The sequence below is a fragment of the Candidatus Methylomirabilota bacterium genome (genome assembly GCA_036002485.1).
In the GTDB taxonomy this organism is placed as follows: domain Bacteria; phylum Methylomirabilota; class Methylomirabilia; order Rokubacteriales; family CSP1-6; genus AR37.
In genome coordinates, this window is record DASYTI010000192.1 from 1 (window position 1) to 15,690 (window position 15,690).

Here is a 15,690-nt window from a genome sequence, read left to right on the forward strand (position 1 = left end):
AGGGCGGGGACCTGGCCTTCAAGCGGATGAGCGTGCCGCTCTACACTCACGACTGGTATCCGCTGTGGGAAGCGGCGGCCGAGTGCCACTTTCCCATCTCCTTCCACTCGACGGGCTTCAAGGGGCTGCGCACGCCGGATACGCCCAAGATGGAGCAGGAATACTCGCTGCAGTGGCGGCTCGTGCGCTCGTCGCTCTTCCAGCTCGATGGGATGGAGGTGCTGGTGTCCCTGATCGCCTCGGGCGCCTGCGAGAAGTATCCGGACTTCAGGTTCATCCTGGGCGAGTCGGGCGTGACGTGGATCCCCTATGTCCTCGACCGGCTGGACACGGAGTACAACGACCGGGCGCGCAACCTCGGCTTCTCCATGAAGCCCAGCGACTACTTCCGGCGCCAGGGCTACACCACGTACCAGCAGGATCAGTTCATGGAGCCGATCATCCCGCTCGTGGGCGAGGACAACATCATCTGGGGCGCCGACTATCCGCACCCCGACTGCATCTGGCCGGAGTCGCGGCGGCACATCGAGGCGAACCTCGGCATGGTGTCAGAGCGCGTGCGGCGGAAGATCACGTCCGAAAACGTGATGAAGCTCTACGGCCTCCGCGCGGAGAGCATCGGGCCCGCCCGGAAAGTCGGTCAGGCGCAGGCGACCGCGTAGGCGTCCTGGACGCCCGCGGGCAGCTGGTCTTCTGACCAGGTGCGCCCGCCGTCCTGGGTCCCGAACACCTGGCCCTGGCGGCTGACGCAGTAGACCTGGTCGCGATCGCGCGGGTGCAGGCCCACCGCCATCATGGTGCTCCCCGCCTTGATGCCGTGATCGAAGCGCGTCCAGCTCTGCCCCAGGTCCTGGCTGCGATAGAGCGAGCCGTCCTTGCTGCGCGCGGCCGGGCTCAGGCACGCGAAGAGCTCGTTCGGATCGTGCGGCGACACCACGACGTCGCGGCCGTAGGTCAGCGGCGAGAAGCGTCCGATCTCCATGCTCTTCCAGCTCGAGCCGCGGTCGCTGCTCTGGAAGAGACCCATCCGCACAGCCAGGGTCACCGTGCCGGGACGGGCCGCGCTCACGCAGAGGGCGTGGCCGTCCAGCATGCCTTCGATCTCCGTGTCGCTGTCGATCTTGCTCTTGAGCTCGGGCCGCTCGGCGAGCTTGAGCAGGTCCGAGGTGCAGTCCTCCCAGCTCTCGCCGGCGTCCAGGCTCCGCATGACGCCCCCGACCTCCAGGGCCGCGTAGACCTCGTCGGGACGAGCGGGATCGGCGGCCAGACGCATCACGCGGCACACGAAGGACTTCATCTTCACGCGCTCGGGCTGGGTGGCCTTCGGGAGTTTCCGCCAGCTGTCACCGCCGTCATCGCTCCGATACACGCCGACGGGCGAGGTGCCAGCATAGAGGATGCGCGGATTCTTCGGGTGCACCATGATCGACCAGACCTCGGTGCCGTCGTCGGGGAAGGAGAGACGCTCCCACCGCTCGCCGCGGTTCGTGCTCCGGTAGGGGCCGCTGCGCGTCCCGAGGTAGATGATGTCCGGGTTGGTCGGGTGCACGGTGATGGCTTGGACCTGGCTGGCCTCGGGCAGGCCCTCGGTGAGAGCCGTCCAGCCGCCCTCGCCGACCGTCCGCCGGAAAATGCCTCCGCGAGCTTGCGAATTCGGGGCCGCCGCACCCACGTAGACATCCGAGCGCGCCGAGGTATTGGTCATGATGGTCTCCACCCCTCTGCTGAGGACGGTTGACCTGCTCGCACTATCGGCCCCTCCATCGCTCCGACTCCGATCCAGAGCCGAGAGTGTAGCATGGGAGAGCCGCGCACGACGGCGGGGTGATCAGGCGGGGCAGGGCAGTTTGCCGCGAGGCGGAACGATCACTCGGTCAGACGGCGGAGCCTCCGTCCCGCGAGCCGGCAGCCGATCATGAGGGCGATGAAGAGCGCCCAGACCACGGGAGCCGTGCGGAGGTCCTTGGCGGCTCCCATGAGCCAGCTCCCCCGCAACAACCCATCGAGATGCGTCCGGCCATTGAGAAGGCCGATCCAGCCGAGCCCCGTGTGGATTCCCGCGGCGCACGCGAGCGAGCCGGTGTTGATGTAGGCGGTGGCGAGCAGCACGCCCAGCAGGGTCAGCCCGAGGAGGAGCGGGGCCTTGTCCATCGTGAACCACGACAGCGGCTCCCGCAGATTGTGGGCGAAGGCGAAGATCACGGACGAGATCAGGGTGGCGCGGGCCACTCTCCACCGACTGTTCCCGTACAGGAGATAGTTGAAGAGGAGACCGCGGAAGATGAGCTCCTCCGCCGCGGCCACCACGATCGTCCCCACCCAGCTCGGATCGGAGATGGTGACACGATTCCAGCTCAGAGACTGCCACACGGCGGGCGAGTAGATCGGCGTCCCGAGCAGGATCAGCACCACGTTCTCCACCGCGGCGGCGGCCAGGAAAGTTGCCGTCAGGGTGACCGCGAACCCGGACAGGATCCCCTTCCAGCGAATGCTCGTCCACACCACGGTGTCCCAGGGAGAGGATTTCCACACATACCGGATGAGGGCCGCCGATGCGACAAGCCCGAATGTGTAGACGACGACGTAATCGACCGTCGCGCGGATGCCTACGGGCAGGTTCACGATCGCGGAGCCGGTACGTTCGCCCCAGACGGCCAGGAAGAAGATGGCCCCGAACAAGACCAGCCAGAAGATGCGGGCCTGCTTGCAGTCCGCGGGATCCAGGTGAACGAATGCCGAAGCGCCGACCTGCGCCCGTCCCGCCTCCATCACGCGCTCTTCCTGGAGAAGCTCCACTTCCTTCCCCTTGGGAATGCGCTGAAGGCATCGTCCGCACACCGGAAGACTTATATCGTTCTCCTCCACATGGTCCGCGATGAGCCCTCAAGGAAGGTAGGCCACGCGTCGGAACTTGTCAAGCTTATCAGGCAATAAGCTCGCGCCGGTGGAGTCCGTTCTCCTCGGGCTCGCCACTGGCGTTACGCGATCTGATCATCCGGCACCCGTGAGAGCCGAGGGAGCCCGCGACGAGGGCTGCAGTAGAATGCCAGGATGCATCGGTACCGCGCCGTGCTCGTCGGCTGCGGGGGACGCGGACAGAGCCATGCCCTGGGCCTCCTCGCCAATCCGGATCGGTTCGACCTCGTGGCCCTCTGCGATCGAGACGTCGAGCGCCTCGGCGCCCTCGCGGCCAAGCTCGGCATCGCCCGCGGCTACTCCGACGCGGAGGCCATGCTCGCCACCGAGCGCCCCGACCTGCTCTGTTTCGCCACTCCGCCCGCCGTGCGGCTCGAGCTCGTCGAGCTTGGTATCCGGCACGGGGTCCGCGCCATCGCCTTTGAGAAGCCGCTTGCCCTCTCCCTCGCCGAAGCCCGATCCATTGTCGCCCTCTGCGCGGACGGCGTGAAGGCCGTGGTCTGCCACCAGCTCAAGCACGCGGCCCACTGGCGGCGGGTCAAGCAGATCGTGGACGGCGGCGACATCGGAGCCATCCGTTCCTTCCACGCCACTGCCCGGCCCTCGATGCTGCGGGTGGGCACGCATCTCGTCGACGCCATGCTCTGGCTCGGAGGAGGCGCGCGGGCCACGTGGGTGCTCGGCCAGGCCCACGGGCGCGCGGCCTATCTCGAGGATCATCCCTGTCCGGATCACGTGGCGGGAGTCGTCGAATTCGCGAACGGCGTCCGCGGCGTGCTCGAGATCGGCTCCCTGGCCCCGCATCATCTGGGCGCCGCCGAGTTCTGGGAGGACGTGGCCGTGACGGTCTCGGGCACCGAGGGCCACGCGGGCGTGGTGCTGGGGCGCGGCTGGGAGGCGGTGACGCGATGGTCCGCGGGCCGGGTCGAATCCGGGCCGGCCGATGCCACGCCGGGCGAGCCGGAGCACCTGCGGCTCCTCGCCGACTGGCTCGATGATCCGTGGTTGGTGCATCCCTCGAATCTCGAGACGAGCTATCAGGGTCTGGAGATCCTGATGGGCCTGGCCCTGTCGAGCCTCGAGCGCCGTCGCGTCGATCTTCCCATTCCCGAGACTCAAGAGAGGATTCTCGAGCGACTTCGCGACGCCCTTCCTGACACGGCGGCCCTGGAATGATCACGCTGCGGTCGGTGACCAAGCGCTTCGGCGATCGCGTTGCCCTGGACGGCGTGTCGATCGATGTGCGGCCCGCCGCCACCCACGTCCTCCTGGGCTCCAGCGGATCGGGAAAGTCCACGGTGCTGCGGGTCATCCTCGGTCTCGTCGAGCCGGATGCGGGCGAGGCGATGGTTGACGGGACGCCTGTCACTCCCTCGACCCGGGCGGAGCTCGTGAGACGCATGGGCTACGTCGTGCAAGACGGCGGGCTCTATCCGCATCTGACCGCCCACCAGAACGTGACGCTCCCCACCGAGGCGCATGGCTGGGACACCGCGCGAGCCCGTGCGCGCGTGGCCGAGCTGGGGACCATGGTGGGGCTCGACGAGGAGAGCTTGCGGCTCTATCCGCGCGAGCTCAGCGGGGGACAGCGCCAGCGCGTGGGACTCATGCGCGCGCTCGTGCTGGATCCACCGGTGCTCCTCCTCGATGAGCCGCTGGGAGCGCTCGACCCGATTGTTCGGGCCGAGCTGCAAGGCCAGCTCGGTCGCCTCTTCGCCACTCTTGGCAAGACCGTGGTGCTGGTGACCCACGATATCCGTGAGGCGGCCCTCCTCGGCAGCACCATCACCCTCATGACGGCGGGAAGGATAGTCCAGCAGGGCGCCTTCGCCGACCTCGTCGAGCGGCCCGCCACGCCGTTCGTGACCCAGTTCCTCACGGCCCAGACGCTGAGCGCCGCCGCTCCGGGAGGCGGCTAGCCCGGACTATGGGTGAGCGCGTGTTCTCCCTGATCAACTCAGCCCTCGCCTCGCCGCTCGAGGCGAGGGCTGAGAAGGTGAGGGGGTCATGCACTGCAAGATCCATTCATGAATAGTGTGGGCTAGGACATGCGGATGCTCATAGGCGCGGCGATCGCCATGTTGCTGCTCAACGGACCTGCGGCGAGCGCGGCGCCGGACGGAATCATCCGCGTGGGCTCGAAGTCCTTCACCGAGAGCTATATCCTCGCGGAGATCGCCGCCCAGGTGATCGAGCGGGTCGGCGAGGCCCGGGTCGACCGACGGCCCGGACTCGGCGGCACCGGCATCACGTATCGGGCCATCGCCTCGGAGGCCATCGACCTCTACCCCGAGTACACGGGCACCCTGGGCCGCATCATCCTGAAGGACCCGGCGCTTCGCACGCCCGAGGCCATCCGCGCGCGCCTTCGGGCCGCGGGGCTAACCATCAGCGATCCCCTCGGCTTCAACAATACGTACGCGCTCGCCGTCCGTGCCGACACCGCGGAGCGCCTCGGGCTCCGGAGCATCGGCGATCTCGCGCGGCATCCGGAGCTGTCCGCGGCCTTCAGCTCGGGCTTTCTCGAGCGCGAGGACGGCTGGCCCGGACTCACGCGCCACTATGGTCTGTCGCTGGCCAAGGTCCGGGTGATGGAGCATGCTCTGACCTACCGCGCGATGGCCAGCGGCGAGGTGGATGTCATGGACGTCTTCTCGACGGACGGGCAGCTCGAGCGGCTGCGCCTGCGCATCCTCCAGGACGATCGGCGCTTCTTCCCAGACTACTCGGCGGTTCTCCTGGCGCGCCGGGACATGGCCGAGCGGTACCCGCGCACGTGGGCGCGACTCCGCGAGGTCCTCGAGGGATCGCTCGACGACGCGCGCATGGCCAAGCTCAACGCCATGGCCGACCTGGACGGCAAGAGCGTGGCCGAGGTCGCCGCGACCTTTCTTGGTGGCACGCGACCGGACTCGCCGCGCCGGGCGGGCATCGTGGCGGAGCTCTACACCCTCACCCTCGATCATCTGGTCCTCGTCCTGATCTCCCTGGCCGCCGCCATCGTGCTCGGCATACCGCTGGGCATCGTCGCGGCCAGGTTCCGGCGCACCGGTCAGGTCGAGCTTGGCACCATCGGCATGCTGCAGACGGTGCCCGCCCTCGCCCTCCTCGTCTTCATGATTCCGCTCTTCGGCATCGGGAAGGGTCCGGCTCTCGTCGCCCTGTCCCTGTATGCGCTCCTCCCCGTGGTGCGCAGCACGTACGCGGGGCTCATGGGCATCGACGGGAATCTTCTGGACATCGCCTTCGTGCTCGGGCTCGGACGGCTGAAGCGCCTCGTCCGCATCGAGCTCCCCCTCGCCTCGATCAGCATCATGTCGGGCATCAAGACGGCCGCCGTCATGACGGTGGGCACGGCCACCCTCGCCGCGTTCATCGGCGGGGGCGGCTACGGGACGCTGATCGTGCGCGGGCTCGCGCTGGACGACACGGCGACCATCCTGGCCGGAGCGGGGCCGGCCGCCGCGATGGCAGTGGCCTTTCACGTCGCCTTCGAGCTTCTGGACCGGCTCGCCGTCCCGCGGGGCCTCCGCCGCTAACCATTCAGATCCCTCTCCTCCATTGGGGGAGAGGGCAGGGTGAGGGGGTAGGCTGTTCGCGAATAGTCCGGACTAGCTCCCGGGCTCGAGCAGCGCGTTGAGGCGGCGGCAGAGCGCGACGACTTCACCGTCACGGCCCGGGAACCACGCGCGGATCCACTCGGGGCGCTCGAAGAAGGCGAGCGGGGACCGGCCACGGCGTCGGATGCTCACTCGGAGCACGAGACCAGTGGCATTGATGAAGCTCACGTCCTCCAGCATTCGTCCCGACGCGGCCACGCCTACCGTCACCGGACAGAGCTTCGCGACGGCGGCCACGGAGTCGGAGACGCCGCGGAGGCAGAAAGCCCTGGTGCGGGAAAGGAGCGCGGGAGGCAGGGCTTCGAGGACGCTTCGCATCGTGAGACCGGAAAAAATGGTGTCGTCGACCACGGCGAGGGAATGGCACGGCTCGAGTCCGTGGAGCTGGTCGGTCAGCGAGGCGGGCACCGTGCTGACGAGACGATAGCCGCCCTGCCCGTCTTCCTCTCGCGTGAGCCCGAGGCGCCGCACGCGCGGGAACCAGCCCGTCTTGGCGTGCAGCGCGTGGGCCACACGCTCCCCGGCCGGGGCGATGCCCAGGGCGAGATCGAAGGGCGCGTGGCCCCCTTGGGCGATGACGCGCTCGAGCTGGTCTTTCAGCGTGAGAATGACCACCCGCTCATGGTCTCTGCCGAGAAGCTCGAAGAGGGAGCGGGTGAGCGCGGTGGCGGGGGAGGCCGGACCGAGGCGCTTCTCGACTTCGTCGGTCAGGTCATCGTGGACGTAGAGCAGTCGCGGCGTGGGCTGCCCATAGGCATCGTGGGCGGGATCGCCTTCGCCGCGGGTGGTCTCAGCCGGCGGCATCCTGGACCGGCCCTCGGTACACGTAGTCGGTCCGGCAGCGCTCCATGATCGCGCGCAGATCCTGGCGCAGCTCCTCGTTCGTCGGCCGGCCCACGAACCACCAGCCGTTGTAGATCCGATGAATCGTGAAGTCGGGCAAGAGCGAGAAGGTGTACGGCACCGCAAGGAGACCGTGACGGAATCCGGGCGGGGTCACCTCGACGATGTCGAGCTCGGAGATGGCGCGACGCTCATGATCGCTCAGGAAGGTGAAGGTGGCGCCGAGGCCGGTGCGGAATGCCGCCGAGACCTCCGGCGGGTCGGTGGAGATGACCGCGAGCTTGCAGTAGTTGACGGCCAGCTCGTCCTGGAGCTCCGTGAGGTGCCGTAACTGGCACGCGCACTTCGGTCACCAGTAGCCGCGATAGAAGCTCACGATGAGGGGATACTCTCCCGCCAGCTTGGAGAGGCGCACCGTCTCGCCTCGGTGATCAGGCAGCTCGAGATCCGGGAACCGCTTCCCGACGATGAGTTGTGGATGCACGGTATCCTCCTCGTTTTCGATTCCTAGGCGGGGGCGGCGACCGCGAGGGCGAAGTAGCGGTCGGGGTCGACGTGCCAGCCCTCGAGCCGGAGCCCGGCCTCCTCGAGCATGGTCTCCGCCGAGGCCCGGGTGAACTTGTAGGAGTTCTCGGTCCAGATGGTCTCTTCCGGCGATACACGGATCCTCAGACCCAGGCGGCGAAGATTCACCTCCTGAGTCGAGTCCGGGACGAGGTGCATCTCGATGCGGGCCTCGCCCTCGTTGTAGAAGGCGAGGTGCCGGAAGGCCCCGGGATGGAAGTCAGCCTCCACCCCGCGGTTGACGACCTCGAGAATGTTCCGGTTGAATTCCGCGGTGACGCCGCTCGCGTCGTTGTAGGCGGCTTCGAGCACCTTGACGTCCTTGACCAAATCGAGGCCGAGGAGGAATCGGTCCTCCTTCGCCTGAAGGAGAGCGCAAACCTGGAGGAGAAAGTGCCGCCGGGAAGAAGGCTCGAGATTGCCAATCGTGCTGCCGAGAAAGAGCACGAGTCGGCGGCCCACCGGAGGCGGCACATGAGAGAGGTGTAGCTCGAAATCGCCCACGAGGGCGCTCACGTGGAGGAAAGGATAGTCGGCGATGAGCCGCGCGGCGGAAGCCTGGACGGTCGGCTCGTCGACGTCGACGGGAACATAGCGGACGGTTCCTTCGAGCCCATTCCTGGCATCGAGGAGCCGGCGAGTCTTCGCCGCCGAGCCCGGCCCGAGCTCCACGATGTCTCGCGGCGCCAGCTCGCCCATGAGCCCGGGCGCGAGCTTCTCGAGGATCGCTGCCTCGGTGCGCGTCAGGTAGTACTCGGGCAGCCTGGTGATGTCCTCGAAGAGCCTGGCCCCGATGGCGTCGTAGAAATATTTCGGGGGAAGGCTCTTCGGGCTCGCCGTGAGCCCGCGGCGCACGTCTTCCGCGAGCGTCCGACTCCGGTCGGCCTCGTCCGTGTACGCGTACGCGCGATAGCGCATGGTCATCAGCCCGCGGCGGGGGCATCGGCGCCCCCGGCCACAGGACTCCGAGGGTAGTCTGACTGGGGCCGACGATCAAGCGGAAGTGGCGATCCCGAAACGGGCCGGGGCACTTCGAGTCGCAGCGCGGCCCGTCTCGACGTACACTTCCGGGCATGACCGCAACCATAGGTGAGCGCCTCGCCAATGGCTGACGAGACGCCTTCGACGACTCCAGGCATTCCCGAGCGCGGCGCGCGCCGGCGCAAGACCGCGGTCGAGCCCGCGGCGCCGGCCTGCGCGATGAGCATCCACGCGCATCCCGATGACCAGGAGTTCACCGTGGGAGGAACGCTCGCCAAGTGGGCGCGTTCGGGCAGCCGCATCATCACCGTCTGCATCACGAGCGGCGGCGCCGGCTCCAATCAGTCGACGCCGCCGGACATGACCCGGGAAGCGCTGGTCCCGATCCGCGAAGAGGAGCAGCGGCGAGCCTGCCAGGCGCTGGGCATCAGCGAGGTTGTCTTTCTCGGCTATGAAGACGGCGTGCTCGAGCCCTCGATCGCCCTGCGCCGGGACCTCACGCGCATCGTCCGCCGGTATCGCCCCGACGCGGTGTTGTGCGGGGATCCGACGGTGCGCTTCTACGGCAAGGGCTACATGAATCACCCGGACCACCGGGCAGCGGCGGACGTCACGCTGGACGCCGTCTTTCCCTCGGCGGAGACCCGGCTCATCTTCCCCGAGCTCCTCGCCGAGGGGCTCGAGCCTCACCACGTCAAGCGCGTCTTCATCCATGGCGCCCCGCGGCCCGACGCCTTCGTCGACATCTCGTCCACGCTTGACGCGAAGCTGGCGGCGCTGCGCGAGCACAAGAGCCAGATGGGCACGTGGGATCCCGCCGACATGATCACCGCCTGGGCCCGCGAGCAGGGCAAGTCCCGCGGCCTGGCCGCGGCCGAGGCCTACCGGCTCATGGTGCTCGAGGGGCCGTAAGCAGCTGTGAACTCGCCCCCTCACCCTGCCCTCTCCCCCGATGGGGGAGAGGGATTCATTGACGCAAGTCTGGTGCGCAGGCGAGTTGAGCTAAGATAACGCCTCGAACTGTCCCCGGAGGGACTATGGAAATTCTCAAGGAGGAGAAACGCATGGACGAGCGACGCATCCTTTCTCGCCGACAGCTTCTGAAGACCATGGCCGCCACCAGCGCCCTCGCGGCGGCGGACCTCGCCTGGTGGGAAGAGCCGCTGATCCGACCGCGCCGAGCCTGGGGCGCCGCTCCCGTCCGCTTCCAGTTCAGCGTGCCCGAGCCCAAGCGCAATGTGCTCGTGGAGTCACTGGTCCAGCGCTTCAACCAGGCGCAGAAGGATTTCGAGGTGAAGCTGGAGTTCGTGCCGCAGGCGCAGGCCCGGCAAAAGCTCATCACCTCCATCGCCGCCGGCAGTCCGCCCGATTGCTGCCAGGTCTGGGACAACTGGGTGGGCGAGTTCGAGGGCATGGGCGCAGTGGAGGATCTCACCGCCAAGGCCAAGGAGTGGAAGCATTTTAAAGACGTCTTGCCCATCGCCTGGCAGACCGTCACCGTCCACGGCAAGATCGCCTCCTTGCCCTGGGTCGTCACCAATGACGGGGTCTACTACCGGACGGACCGGCTGAAGGAATACGGGATCAAGGCGCCCAAGGACGACTGGACCTTCGACGACTTCCTCGTCACCGCCAAGGGCTTCACCAAGCCGGACAAGAACCAGTACGGATTCGGCATGCGCGGGCAGGGGACCTGGGCCGTGCTCTACGCCACGGAGTTCATGTATGCCAACGGCGCCCAGGTGCTGAAGGACGGCAAGGTCGCCATCAACTCCAAGGAGGCGGCGGAGGCCCTCGACTGGTACCTGGATCTCTTCCGCAAGCACAAGGTCTGTCCGCCGTCCGTGCCCACCGACGGCTGGCGGGGCATCGTGGAGGGTTTCGGTCGCGGCGTCACCAATACCTATATCCACAACTCCGGCTCCGCGGAGGAGCAGAAGGGCTTCGTGGGCGAGAAGAACTTCTCGACGGTGCCCCTGCCGCTCGGCCCTGCCAAGAAGCGCGCGTCCTTCTACTTCTCGGAGACGCTCACCGCGTTCAACAAGGGGAAGAGCCGCGACGGCGCCTGGCGCTTCATGTCCTGGCTCATGGAGGACGAGCCCAACCTCATGTACACGAAGGGGCTGGGCCTGCTGCCCTCGCGAAAGAGCCTCTCCGAGCGCCCGGAGTTCACCGCCGATCCTGCCTACCAGGGTTTCCTCAAGTCCTTTCCCTTCTCCATGGTCAGTCCTTATCTCGCCTATGCGGGCTGGGGCGGCAAGATCGACTCGGAGGGCGTGCCCCTCTTCCAGCAGGCCCTGGTGGGTAAGCTCTCCGCCAAGGAGTTCCTCGACAAGTTCGCCGAGGTCCTCACGAAGAACATGACGTAGGCATGGCTCGCGAAGCGACCCTCGCGGCTCCCGTGGCGCGGCCGCTGCTCTCGCGCCGCGCCCGGGAGCTCCTCACCGGCTATCTGTATCTGCTGCCCGTGGCCATCGCCCTTGGAGGCACGGTGCTCTTCCCCATCCTCAAGGCGATGCAGATGAGCCTCTACAACCACGTGCTCATCAAGCCGCAGGAGTACGGCTTCGTGGGACTGGCCAACTACGCGCGCCTTCTCCACGACGACGTCTTCTGGCTGAGCCTCTGGAACTCCTTCCTGTGGGTCTTCGGGTCGGTGACCTTCCAGTTCCTGGGCGGCTTCGCGGCCGCCCTTCTGCTTCACCAGGCTTTTCGCGGCCGGTCCCTCGTTCGCACCCTCACCTTGCTGCCGTGGATCATTCCCGGCGTGGTGGTGGCGCTCATCTGGGAATTCATCTATCAGCCGAACTACGGGCTGCTGAACGACGTCCTGAGCCGGATGGGGGTGATGACGGAGCGAGTGGCCTGGCTCTCGAGCCCGGTCCTGGCCATGCCCGCGGTGATCCTCACCAATATCTGGCGGGGCGTTCCTTTCTTCGCCATCATGCTGCTGGCCGGGCTTCAGGCCATCCCCACCGAGCTCTACGAGGCGGCGCGCGTGGACGGCGCCTCCGTGACGCAGCGGTTCTGGCACATCACGGTGCCCATGCTGCGTCCCATCATCGTGGTGGCCACGGCCACGCGCATCGTGTGGACCTTCAACTACGCGGACCTCATCTTCGTCATGACGAGCGGCGGTCCGGCCAATGCTACCCAGATCACCTCCACCTACACGCTGATGCAGGCCTACTCGAACCTCGACTTCGGCTATGCCGCGACGCTCTCCGTCGTCCTCCTGCTCATCATGCTCGGCTTCACGATCTTCTACCTGCGGATCACCCGCGGACTGGAGAGCACGACATGAGGCGGTCCCCGAGACGCGACCTCGCCGAGCGTGTGCTGGGCGGTCCCGTGCTCTGGCTGGGCCTGGCCGCCCTCACGCTCTTCGCCATGCTGCCCTTCGTGTGGGTCTTCCTCGCCTCGTTCAAGACCCGGGCCGAGCTCTACGCGACGCCCATCGTCTACTTGCCCGCCTCGCTGAGCGTGGCGAACTACGTCGAGGCGTGGACGTCCAAGCTCACGCCCTTCAGCCGCTTTTTCGCGAATAGCTTGTGGGTCTCGTCGGTGACCATGGTGGCGACCACGCTGGTGTCCATCCTGGCCGGCTACGCCCTGGCCCGCTTCCGGTTCGCGGGCCGTCAGACCTTCCTGCTCATCTTTCTGGCCACCCAGATGTTCCCGGCCGTCCTCCTCATCGCCCCCCTCCTCTCGCAGTGGTATGCCCTCGGCCTCATCGACACCTATCAGGCCCTGATCTACTCGAACTTCTCCTTCACGGTGCCGTTCACCGTGTGGATGCTCGTCGGGTACTTCGAGTCCATTCCCCTCGAGCTCGAGGAGAGCGCCATGCTCGACGGCTGCAACCGCTTCGGCGCGCTGTGCCGGGTCGTCCTGCCCCTGGCCGCTCCGGGCGTGGCCGCCACCGCTATCTTCGCCTTCGTGGCCTCGTGGAGCGAGCTGCTCTTCGCCATCACCTTCACCTCGCAGACGGAGATGCGCACGCTCTCGGCCGGCCTGCTCTTCATGGTCGGCCAGTACGAGATCCAGTGGGGCCAGCTCTCGGCGGGGGTCATCATCAGCACGGTGCCCGTGGCCATCCTGTTCACGTATCTGCAGCGGCATCTCATCCAGGGACTCTCGGCCGGGGCCGTCAAGGGCTGAGGGAGCGCGCGCATGGCCTGGGATCCCGCGCAGTATTTGAAGTTCGCCGATCAGCGCCTGCGGCCCGCCATCGATCTCCTGAACCGGATCGACGTCGACGATCCGGCCGACATCGTCGACCTGGGCGCCGGCGCGGGCAATGTGACGCGGATGCTGAAAGAGCGGTGGCCGGGCGCGCGCGTCACCGGCGTGGACGATTCCCAGGAGATGCTGGACAAGGCCGCGGCCGTCGCGCCGGAGATCACGTGGGAGCGCGCGGACCTGGCCTCGTGGCGCCCGCCGAGGCCGGCCGATATCATCTATTCGAATGCCGCTCTTCACTGGCTGGATGGCCATGAGCGGCTCTTTCCCGCCCTGTTTTCCTCGGTGGCGCCCGGCGGCGTGCTTGCCGTTCAGCTCCCCCGCAATTTCTCAGCGGTCTCGCACACCTCCATCAGCGAGGCGGCCCAGAGCGGGCCGTGGCGCGCCAAGCTCGAGCCCTTGCTCCGCCCCGCGCCGGTGGCCGAGCCGGCCTTCTACTACGGTCTGCTCGCCCCGCACGCAGCGACCCTCGACATGTGGGAGACCGAGTATCTCCAGGTGATGGAAGGCGACAATCCCGTCAAGGAGTGGACCAAGGGCACGTGGCTCAGGCCGCTCCTCGCCGCGCTCGAGGAGCCCGAGCGAAGCCGCTTCGAGGCCCACTACGCCGACCTGGTCGCGCGCGCCTACCCGCGCCGCCCGGATGGCCGCACGCTCTTTCCCTTCCGGCGACTTTTCATCGTGGCCAGAGCCCGCCCGGACTGATTCCGGGTAGCTCGATCGATCTGCGCCGGGAACGGCCATGCCCCCTGAGAGTTCTCTGACCGCACCGGCCGTCCACGACCTTCCCGCCCTGCCCGTCCAGGGATTCAAGGGCACGCCGGAAGACATCGAGCGCCAGTGGTACGAGCAGGTCTATCGCGGGCGCGGGGACAGCATGCTCCAGCTCACCTGGCGCGCGGTCGTCATGGGTTCGGTCCTGGGCGGGCTGCTCTCGCTCACCAATCTCTACATCGGGCTCAAGGCGGGCTGGGGCTTCGGGGTGGCCATCACCGCGTGCATTCTCTCGTACGCGATCTGGACCTCGCTCTATCGGATGGGCCTGGCGCGCACGCCCATGACCATTCTCGAGAACAACTGCATGCAGTCCACCGCCAGCTCGGCGGGCTATTCGACGGGCGGCACCCTGATCTCCGCCTTCGCCGCCTACATGCTGCTCAACGACAGCACGCTGTCGGTGCCCACGATGATCGCGTGGGTGTTCTTCCTCTCCGTCCTCGGGGTGACCATGGCCGTGCCCATGAAGCGCCAGATGATCAATCTCGAGCAGCTCCGCTTCCCCAGCGGCATCGCGGCGGCCGAGACGCTCCGCGCCCTCCACTCCGTGGGCGACACGGGCATGCGCTCGGCCCGCGCCCTGGGCTGGGCGGGCGCCCTGGCTATCCTGAGCAAGTTCTGGGCCGAGGGCCTCGTGCTCGTGAGCGGCAAGCTCGCTCCGTTCATGATCACGACCTGGGTCGCCGCGCTGAACCGGCGGGTGTTCGGGCCTGCTTGGATGGGGCGAACCGTGATGCTTTCCTGGGAGCCCATGTTCATCGCTGCTGGGGCCATCACGGGATTGCGCGTGTCCTGGAGCATGCTGCTCGGCAGCGTGACGGCGTGGATGATCTTCGCGCCCGTCTTGCAGCACTACGGAATCATCGAGGGCTCGGGCTATGCCGCCATCGTGCAATGGACGCTCTGGGGCGGCGTGGCCTGCATGGTCAGCTCGAGCCTGCTCTCCTTCGCCCTGCAATGGCGAACCGCGCTGCGCGCCTTCACCGACCTGCGGGCCATGTTCGGTGGTGGAGCGAAGGCGGCCCACGACCCGCTCGCCGCCATCGAGACGCCCGCCTCGTGGTTCGTCTCGGGCCAGGTCGTGGGTTTCCTCGGGCTCGCCTGGCTCGGCCACCAGACTTTCGGCATGCCGTACTGGCAGACGGCGGTGGCGGTGCTGCTCTCCTTCGCGTTGGCCCTGGTCGCCTGCCGTGTCACGGGCGAGACCGATACCACGCCGGTCGGCGCCATGGGGAAGATCACGCAGCTCATCTTCGGCGCCCTGAGCCCGGGCAACGTGAACGTCAACCTGATGTCGGCCAATATCACCGCGGCCGCCGCGGGCAGCAGCGCCGATCTCCTCACCGATCTCAAGAGCGGCTATCTCCTCGGCGCGCATCCCCGGAAGCAGTTCATCGCCCAGTTCGCCGGCATCTTCGTGGGTACCCTGGTCAGCGTGCTGTCGTTCCGGCTGCTCGTCCCGGACGCGAGCGTGCTCGGCTCCGACCAGTTTCCCGCGCCCGCGGCGCAAACCTGGCGCGCTGTTGCCATCGCGCTCTCGGAGGGCATTGCCGCCCTCGGGCCGGTGAAGATCTGGAGCATCGTGATCGGCGGGCTCGTCGGCATAGTCCTCACCCTGCTCCCGAGGATCTTTCCGGCACGGGAGCATCTCATCCCGTCTCCCGCCGGCCTGGGTCTCGCCTGGACCTTTCACTGGTACTACGGCCTGCTCTTCTTCATCGGGGCCGCCCTCGGATGGTGGGTGCAG

The 15,690-nt window shown here is 67.5% G+C and carries 15 protein-coding genes and 1 pseudogene; 10 read left to right on the forward strand and 6 right to left on the reverse strand.

The window, feature by feature from the left end; genetic code table 11:
* Positions 1-662: amidohydrolase family protein (locus VGT00_17380; GenBank protein ID HEV8533200.1), on the forward strand; the 662-nt coding region annotated here is incomplete at its 5' end.
* Here the strand turns inward: VGT00_17380 and VGT00_17385 are convergent.
* On the reverse strand, positions 641-1,705 hold the full coding sequence (locus VGT00_17385) for a hypothetical protein (GenBank protein HEV8533201.1): 1,065 nt from the start codon (positions 1,703-1,705) through the stop codon (positions 641-643). The genes VGT00_17380 and VGT00_17385 overlap by 22 nt on opposite strands.
* A gap of 161 nt (positions 1,706-1,866) precedes the next feature.
* Positions 1,867-2,838 carry a CPBP family intramembrane glutamic endopeptidase gene (locus VGT00_17390; GenBank protein HEV8533202.1) on the reverse strand — a complete coding sequence of 324 codons (972 nt, stop codon included), beginning with the start codon at positions 2,836-2,838 and terminating at the stop codon, positions 1,867-1,869.
* Between the two features lie 213 nt (positions 2,839-3,051).
* On the opposite strand from VGT00_17390, the gene VGT00_17395 reads away from it, so the two are divergent.
* From VGT00_17395 to VGT00_17405, 3 genes are all read left to right on the forward strand, one after another.
* Positions 3,052-4,092, forward strand: coding sequence for a Gfo/Idh/MocA family oxidoreductase (locus tag VGT00_17395; protein HEV8533203.1), 1,041 nt, complete (start codon positions 3,052-3,054; stop codon positions 4,090-4,092).
* Positions 4,089-4,835 carry an ATP-binding cassette domain-containing protein gene (locus VGT00_17400; protein ID HEV8533204.1) on the forward strand — a complete coding sequence of 249 codons (747 nt, stop codon included), beginning with the start codon at positions 4,089-4,091 and terminating at the stop codon, positions 4,833-4,835. The genes VGT00_17395 and VGT00_17400 overlap by 4 nt, the downstream gene beginning before the upstream one ends.
* A 129-nt stretch (positions 4,836-4,964) precedes the next feature.
* Complete coding sequence (locus VGT00_17405) at positions 4,965-6,455, forward strand: glycine betaine ABC transporter substrate-binding protein (GenBank protein HEV8533205.1); 1,491 nt, start codon at positions 4,965-4,967, stop codon at positions 6,453-6,455.
* 72 nt (positions 6,456-6,527) lie between these two features.
* Here the strand turns inward: VGT00_17405 and VGT00_17410 are convergent, their stop codons facing one another.
* The 4 genes and pseudogenes from VGT00_17410 to egtD all read right to left on the reverse strand — a co-directional run bounded on the left by VGT00_17410 (position 6,528) and on the right by egtD (position 8,861).
* On the reverse strand, positions 6,528-7,340 hold the full coding sequence (locus VGT00_17410) for a hypothetical protein (GenBank protein HEV8533206.1): 813 nt from the start codon (positions 7,338-7,340) through the stop codon (positions 6,528-6,530).
* Positions 7,327-7,716, reverse strand: a pseudogene (locus VGT00_17415) (redoxin domain-containing protein). Before VGT00_17415 ends, VGT00_17410 begins: the two are co-directional and overlap by 14 nt.
* A gap of 12 nt (positions 7,717-7,728) precedes the next feature.
* Positions 7,729-7,863, reverse strand: a complete 135-nt coding sequence (locus tag VGT00_17420) for a redoxin domain-containing protein (protein HEV8533207.1) — start codon at positions 7,861-7,863, stop codon at positions 7,729-7,731.
* Positions 7,864-7,886: 23 nt separating this feature from the next.
* On the reverse strand, positions 7,887-8,861 hold the full coding sequence (gene egtD / locus VGT00_17425; protein HEV8533208.1) for an L-histidine N(alpha)-methyltransferase: 975 nt from the start codon (positions 8,859-8,861) through the stop codon (positions 7,887-7,889).
* Positions 8,862-9,047: 186 nt separating this feature from the next.
* Between egtD and VGT00_17430 the strand changes: the two genes are divergently transcribed.
* The 6 genes from VGT00_17430 to VGT00_17455 form a co-directional block, all read left to right on the forward strand.
* Positions 9,048-9,836 (forward strand): PIG-L deacetylase family protein, encoded by a 789-nt coding sequence (locus VGT00_17430; GenBank protein ID HEV8533209.1) that lies wholly within the window; start codon positions 9,048-9,050, stop codon positions 9,834-9,836.
* 152 nt (positions 9,837-9,988) lie between these two features.
* Positions 9,989-11,293 (forward strand): sugar ABC transporter substrate-binding protein, encoded by a 1,305-nt coding sequence (locus VGT00_17435; protein ID HEV8533210.1) that lies wholly within the window; start codon positions 9,989-9,991, stop codon positions 11,291-11,293.
* 2 nt (positions 11,294-11,295) lie between these two features.
* Complete coding sequence (locus VGT00_17440) at positions 11,296-12,228, forward strand: sugar ABC transporter permease (GenBank protein HEV8533211.1); 933 nt, start codon at positions 11,296-11,298, stop codon at positions 12,226-12,228.
* Positions 12,225-13,085, forward strand: a complete 861-nt coding sequence (locus tag VGT00_17445; protein HEV8533212.1) for a carbohydrate ABC transporter permease — start codon at positions 12,225-12,227, stop codon at positions 13,083-13,085. Before VGT00_17440 ends, VGT00_17445 begins: the two co-directional genes overlap by 4 nt.
* A gap of 12 nt (positions 13,086-13,097) precedes the next feature.
* Positions 13,098-13,871 (forward strand): methyltransferase domain-containing protein, encoded by a 774-nt coding sequence (locus VGT00_17450; protein HEV8533213.1) that lies wholly within the window; start codon positions 13,098-13,100, stop codon positions 13,869-13,871.
* Positions 13,872-13,908: 37 nt separating this feature from the next.
* Positions 13,909-15,690: OPT family oligopeptide transporter (locus VGT00_17455; GenBank protein HEV8533214.1), on the forward strand; the 1,782-nt coding region annotated here is incomplete at its 3' end.

Excerpts from the sequence above, each read along its gene's own strand:
- VGT00_17400 (HEV8533204.1), top strand. The coding sequence starts at position 4,089 with ATGATCACGCTGCGGTCGGTGACCAAGCGCTTCGGCGATCGCGTTGCC.
- VGT00_17405 (HEV8533205.1), top strand. The coding sequence starts at position 4,965 with ATGCGGATGCTCATAGGCGCGGCGATCGCCATGTTGCTGCTCAACGGA.
- VGT00_17440 (HEV8533211.1), top strand. The coding sequence starts at position 11,296 with ATGGCTCGCGAAGCGACCCTCGCGGCTCCCGTGGCGCGGCCGCTGCTC.
- VGT00_17395 (HEV8533203.1), top strand. The coding sequence starts at position 3,052 with ATGCATCGGTACCGCGCCGTGCTCGTCGGCTGCGGGGGACGCGGACAG.
- VGT00_17410 (HEV8533206.1), bottom strand. The coding sequence starts at position 7,340 with ATGCCGCCGGCTGAGACCACCCGCGGCGAAGGCGATCCCGCCCACGAT.
- VGT00_17435 (HEV8533210.1), top strand. The coding sequence starts at position 9,989 with ATGGACGAGCGACGCATCCTTTCTCGCCGACAGCTTCTGAAGACCATG.
- VGT00_17445 (HEV8533212.1), top strand. The coding sequence starts at position 12,225 with ATGAGGCGGTCCCCGAGACGCGACCTCGCCGAGCGTGTGCTGGGCGGT.
- VGT00_17430 (HEV8533209.1), top strand. The coding sequence starts at position 9,048 with ATGGCTGACGAGACGCCTTCGACGACTCCAGGCATTCCCGAGCGCGGC.
- VGT00_17450 (HEV8533213.1), top strand. The coding sequence starts at position 13,098 with ATGGCCTGGGATCCCGCGCAGTATTTGAAGTTCGCCGATCAGCGCCTG.
- egtD (HEV8533208.1), bottom strand. The coding sequence starts at position 8,861 with ATGCGCTATCGCGCGTACGCGTACACGGACGAGGCCGACCGGAGTCGG.
- VGT00_17385 (HEV8533201.1), bottom strand. The coding sequence starts at position 1,705 with ATGACCAATACCTCGGCGCGCTCGGATGTCTACGTGGGTGCGGCGGCC.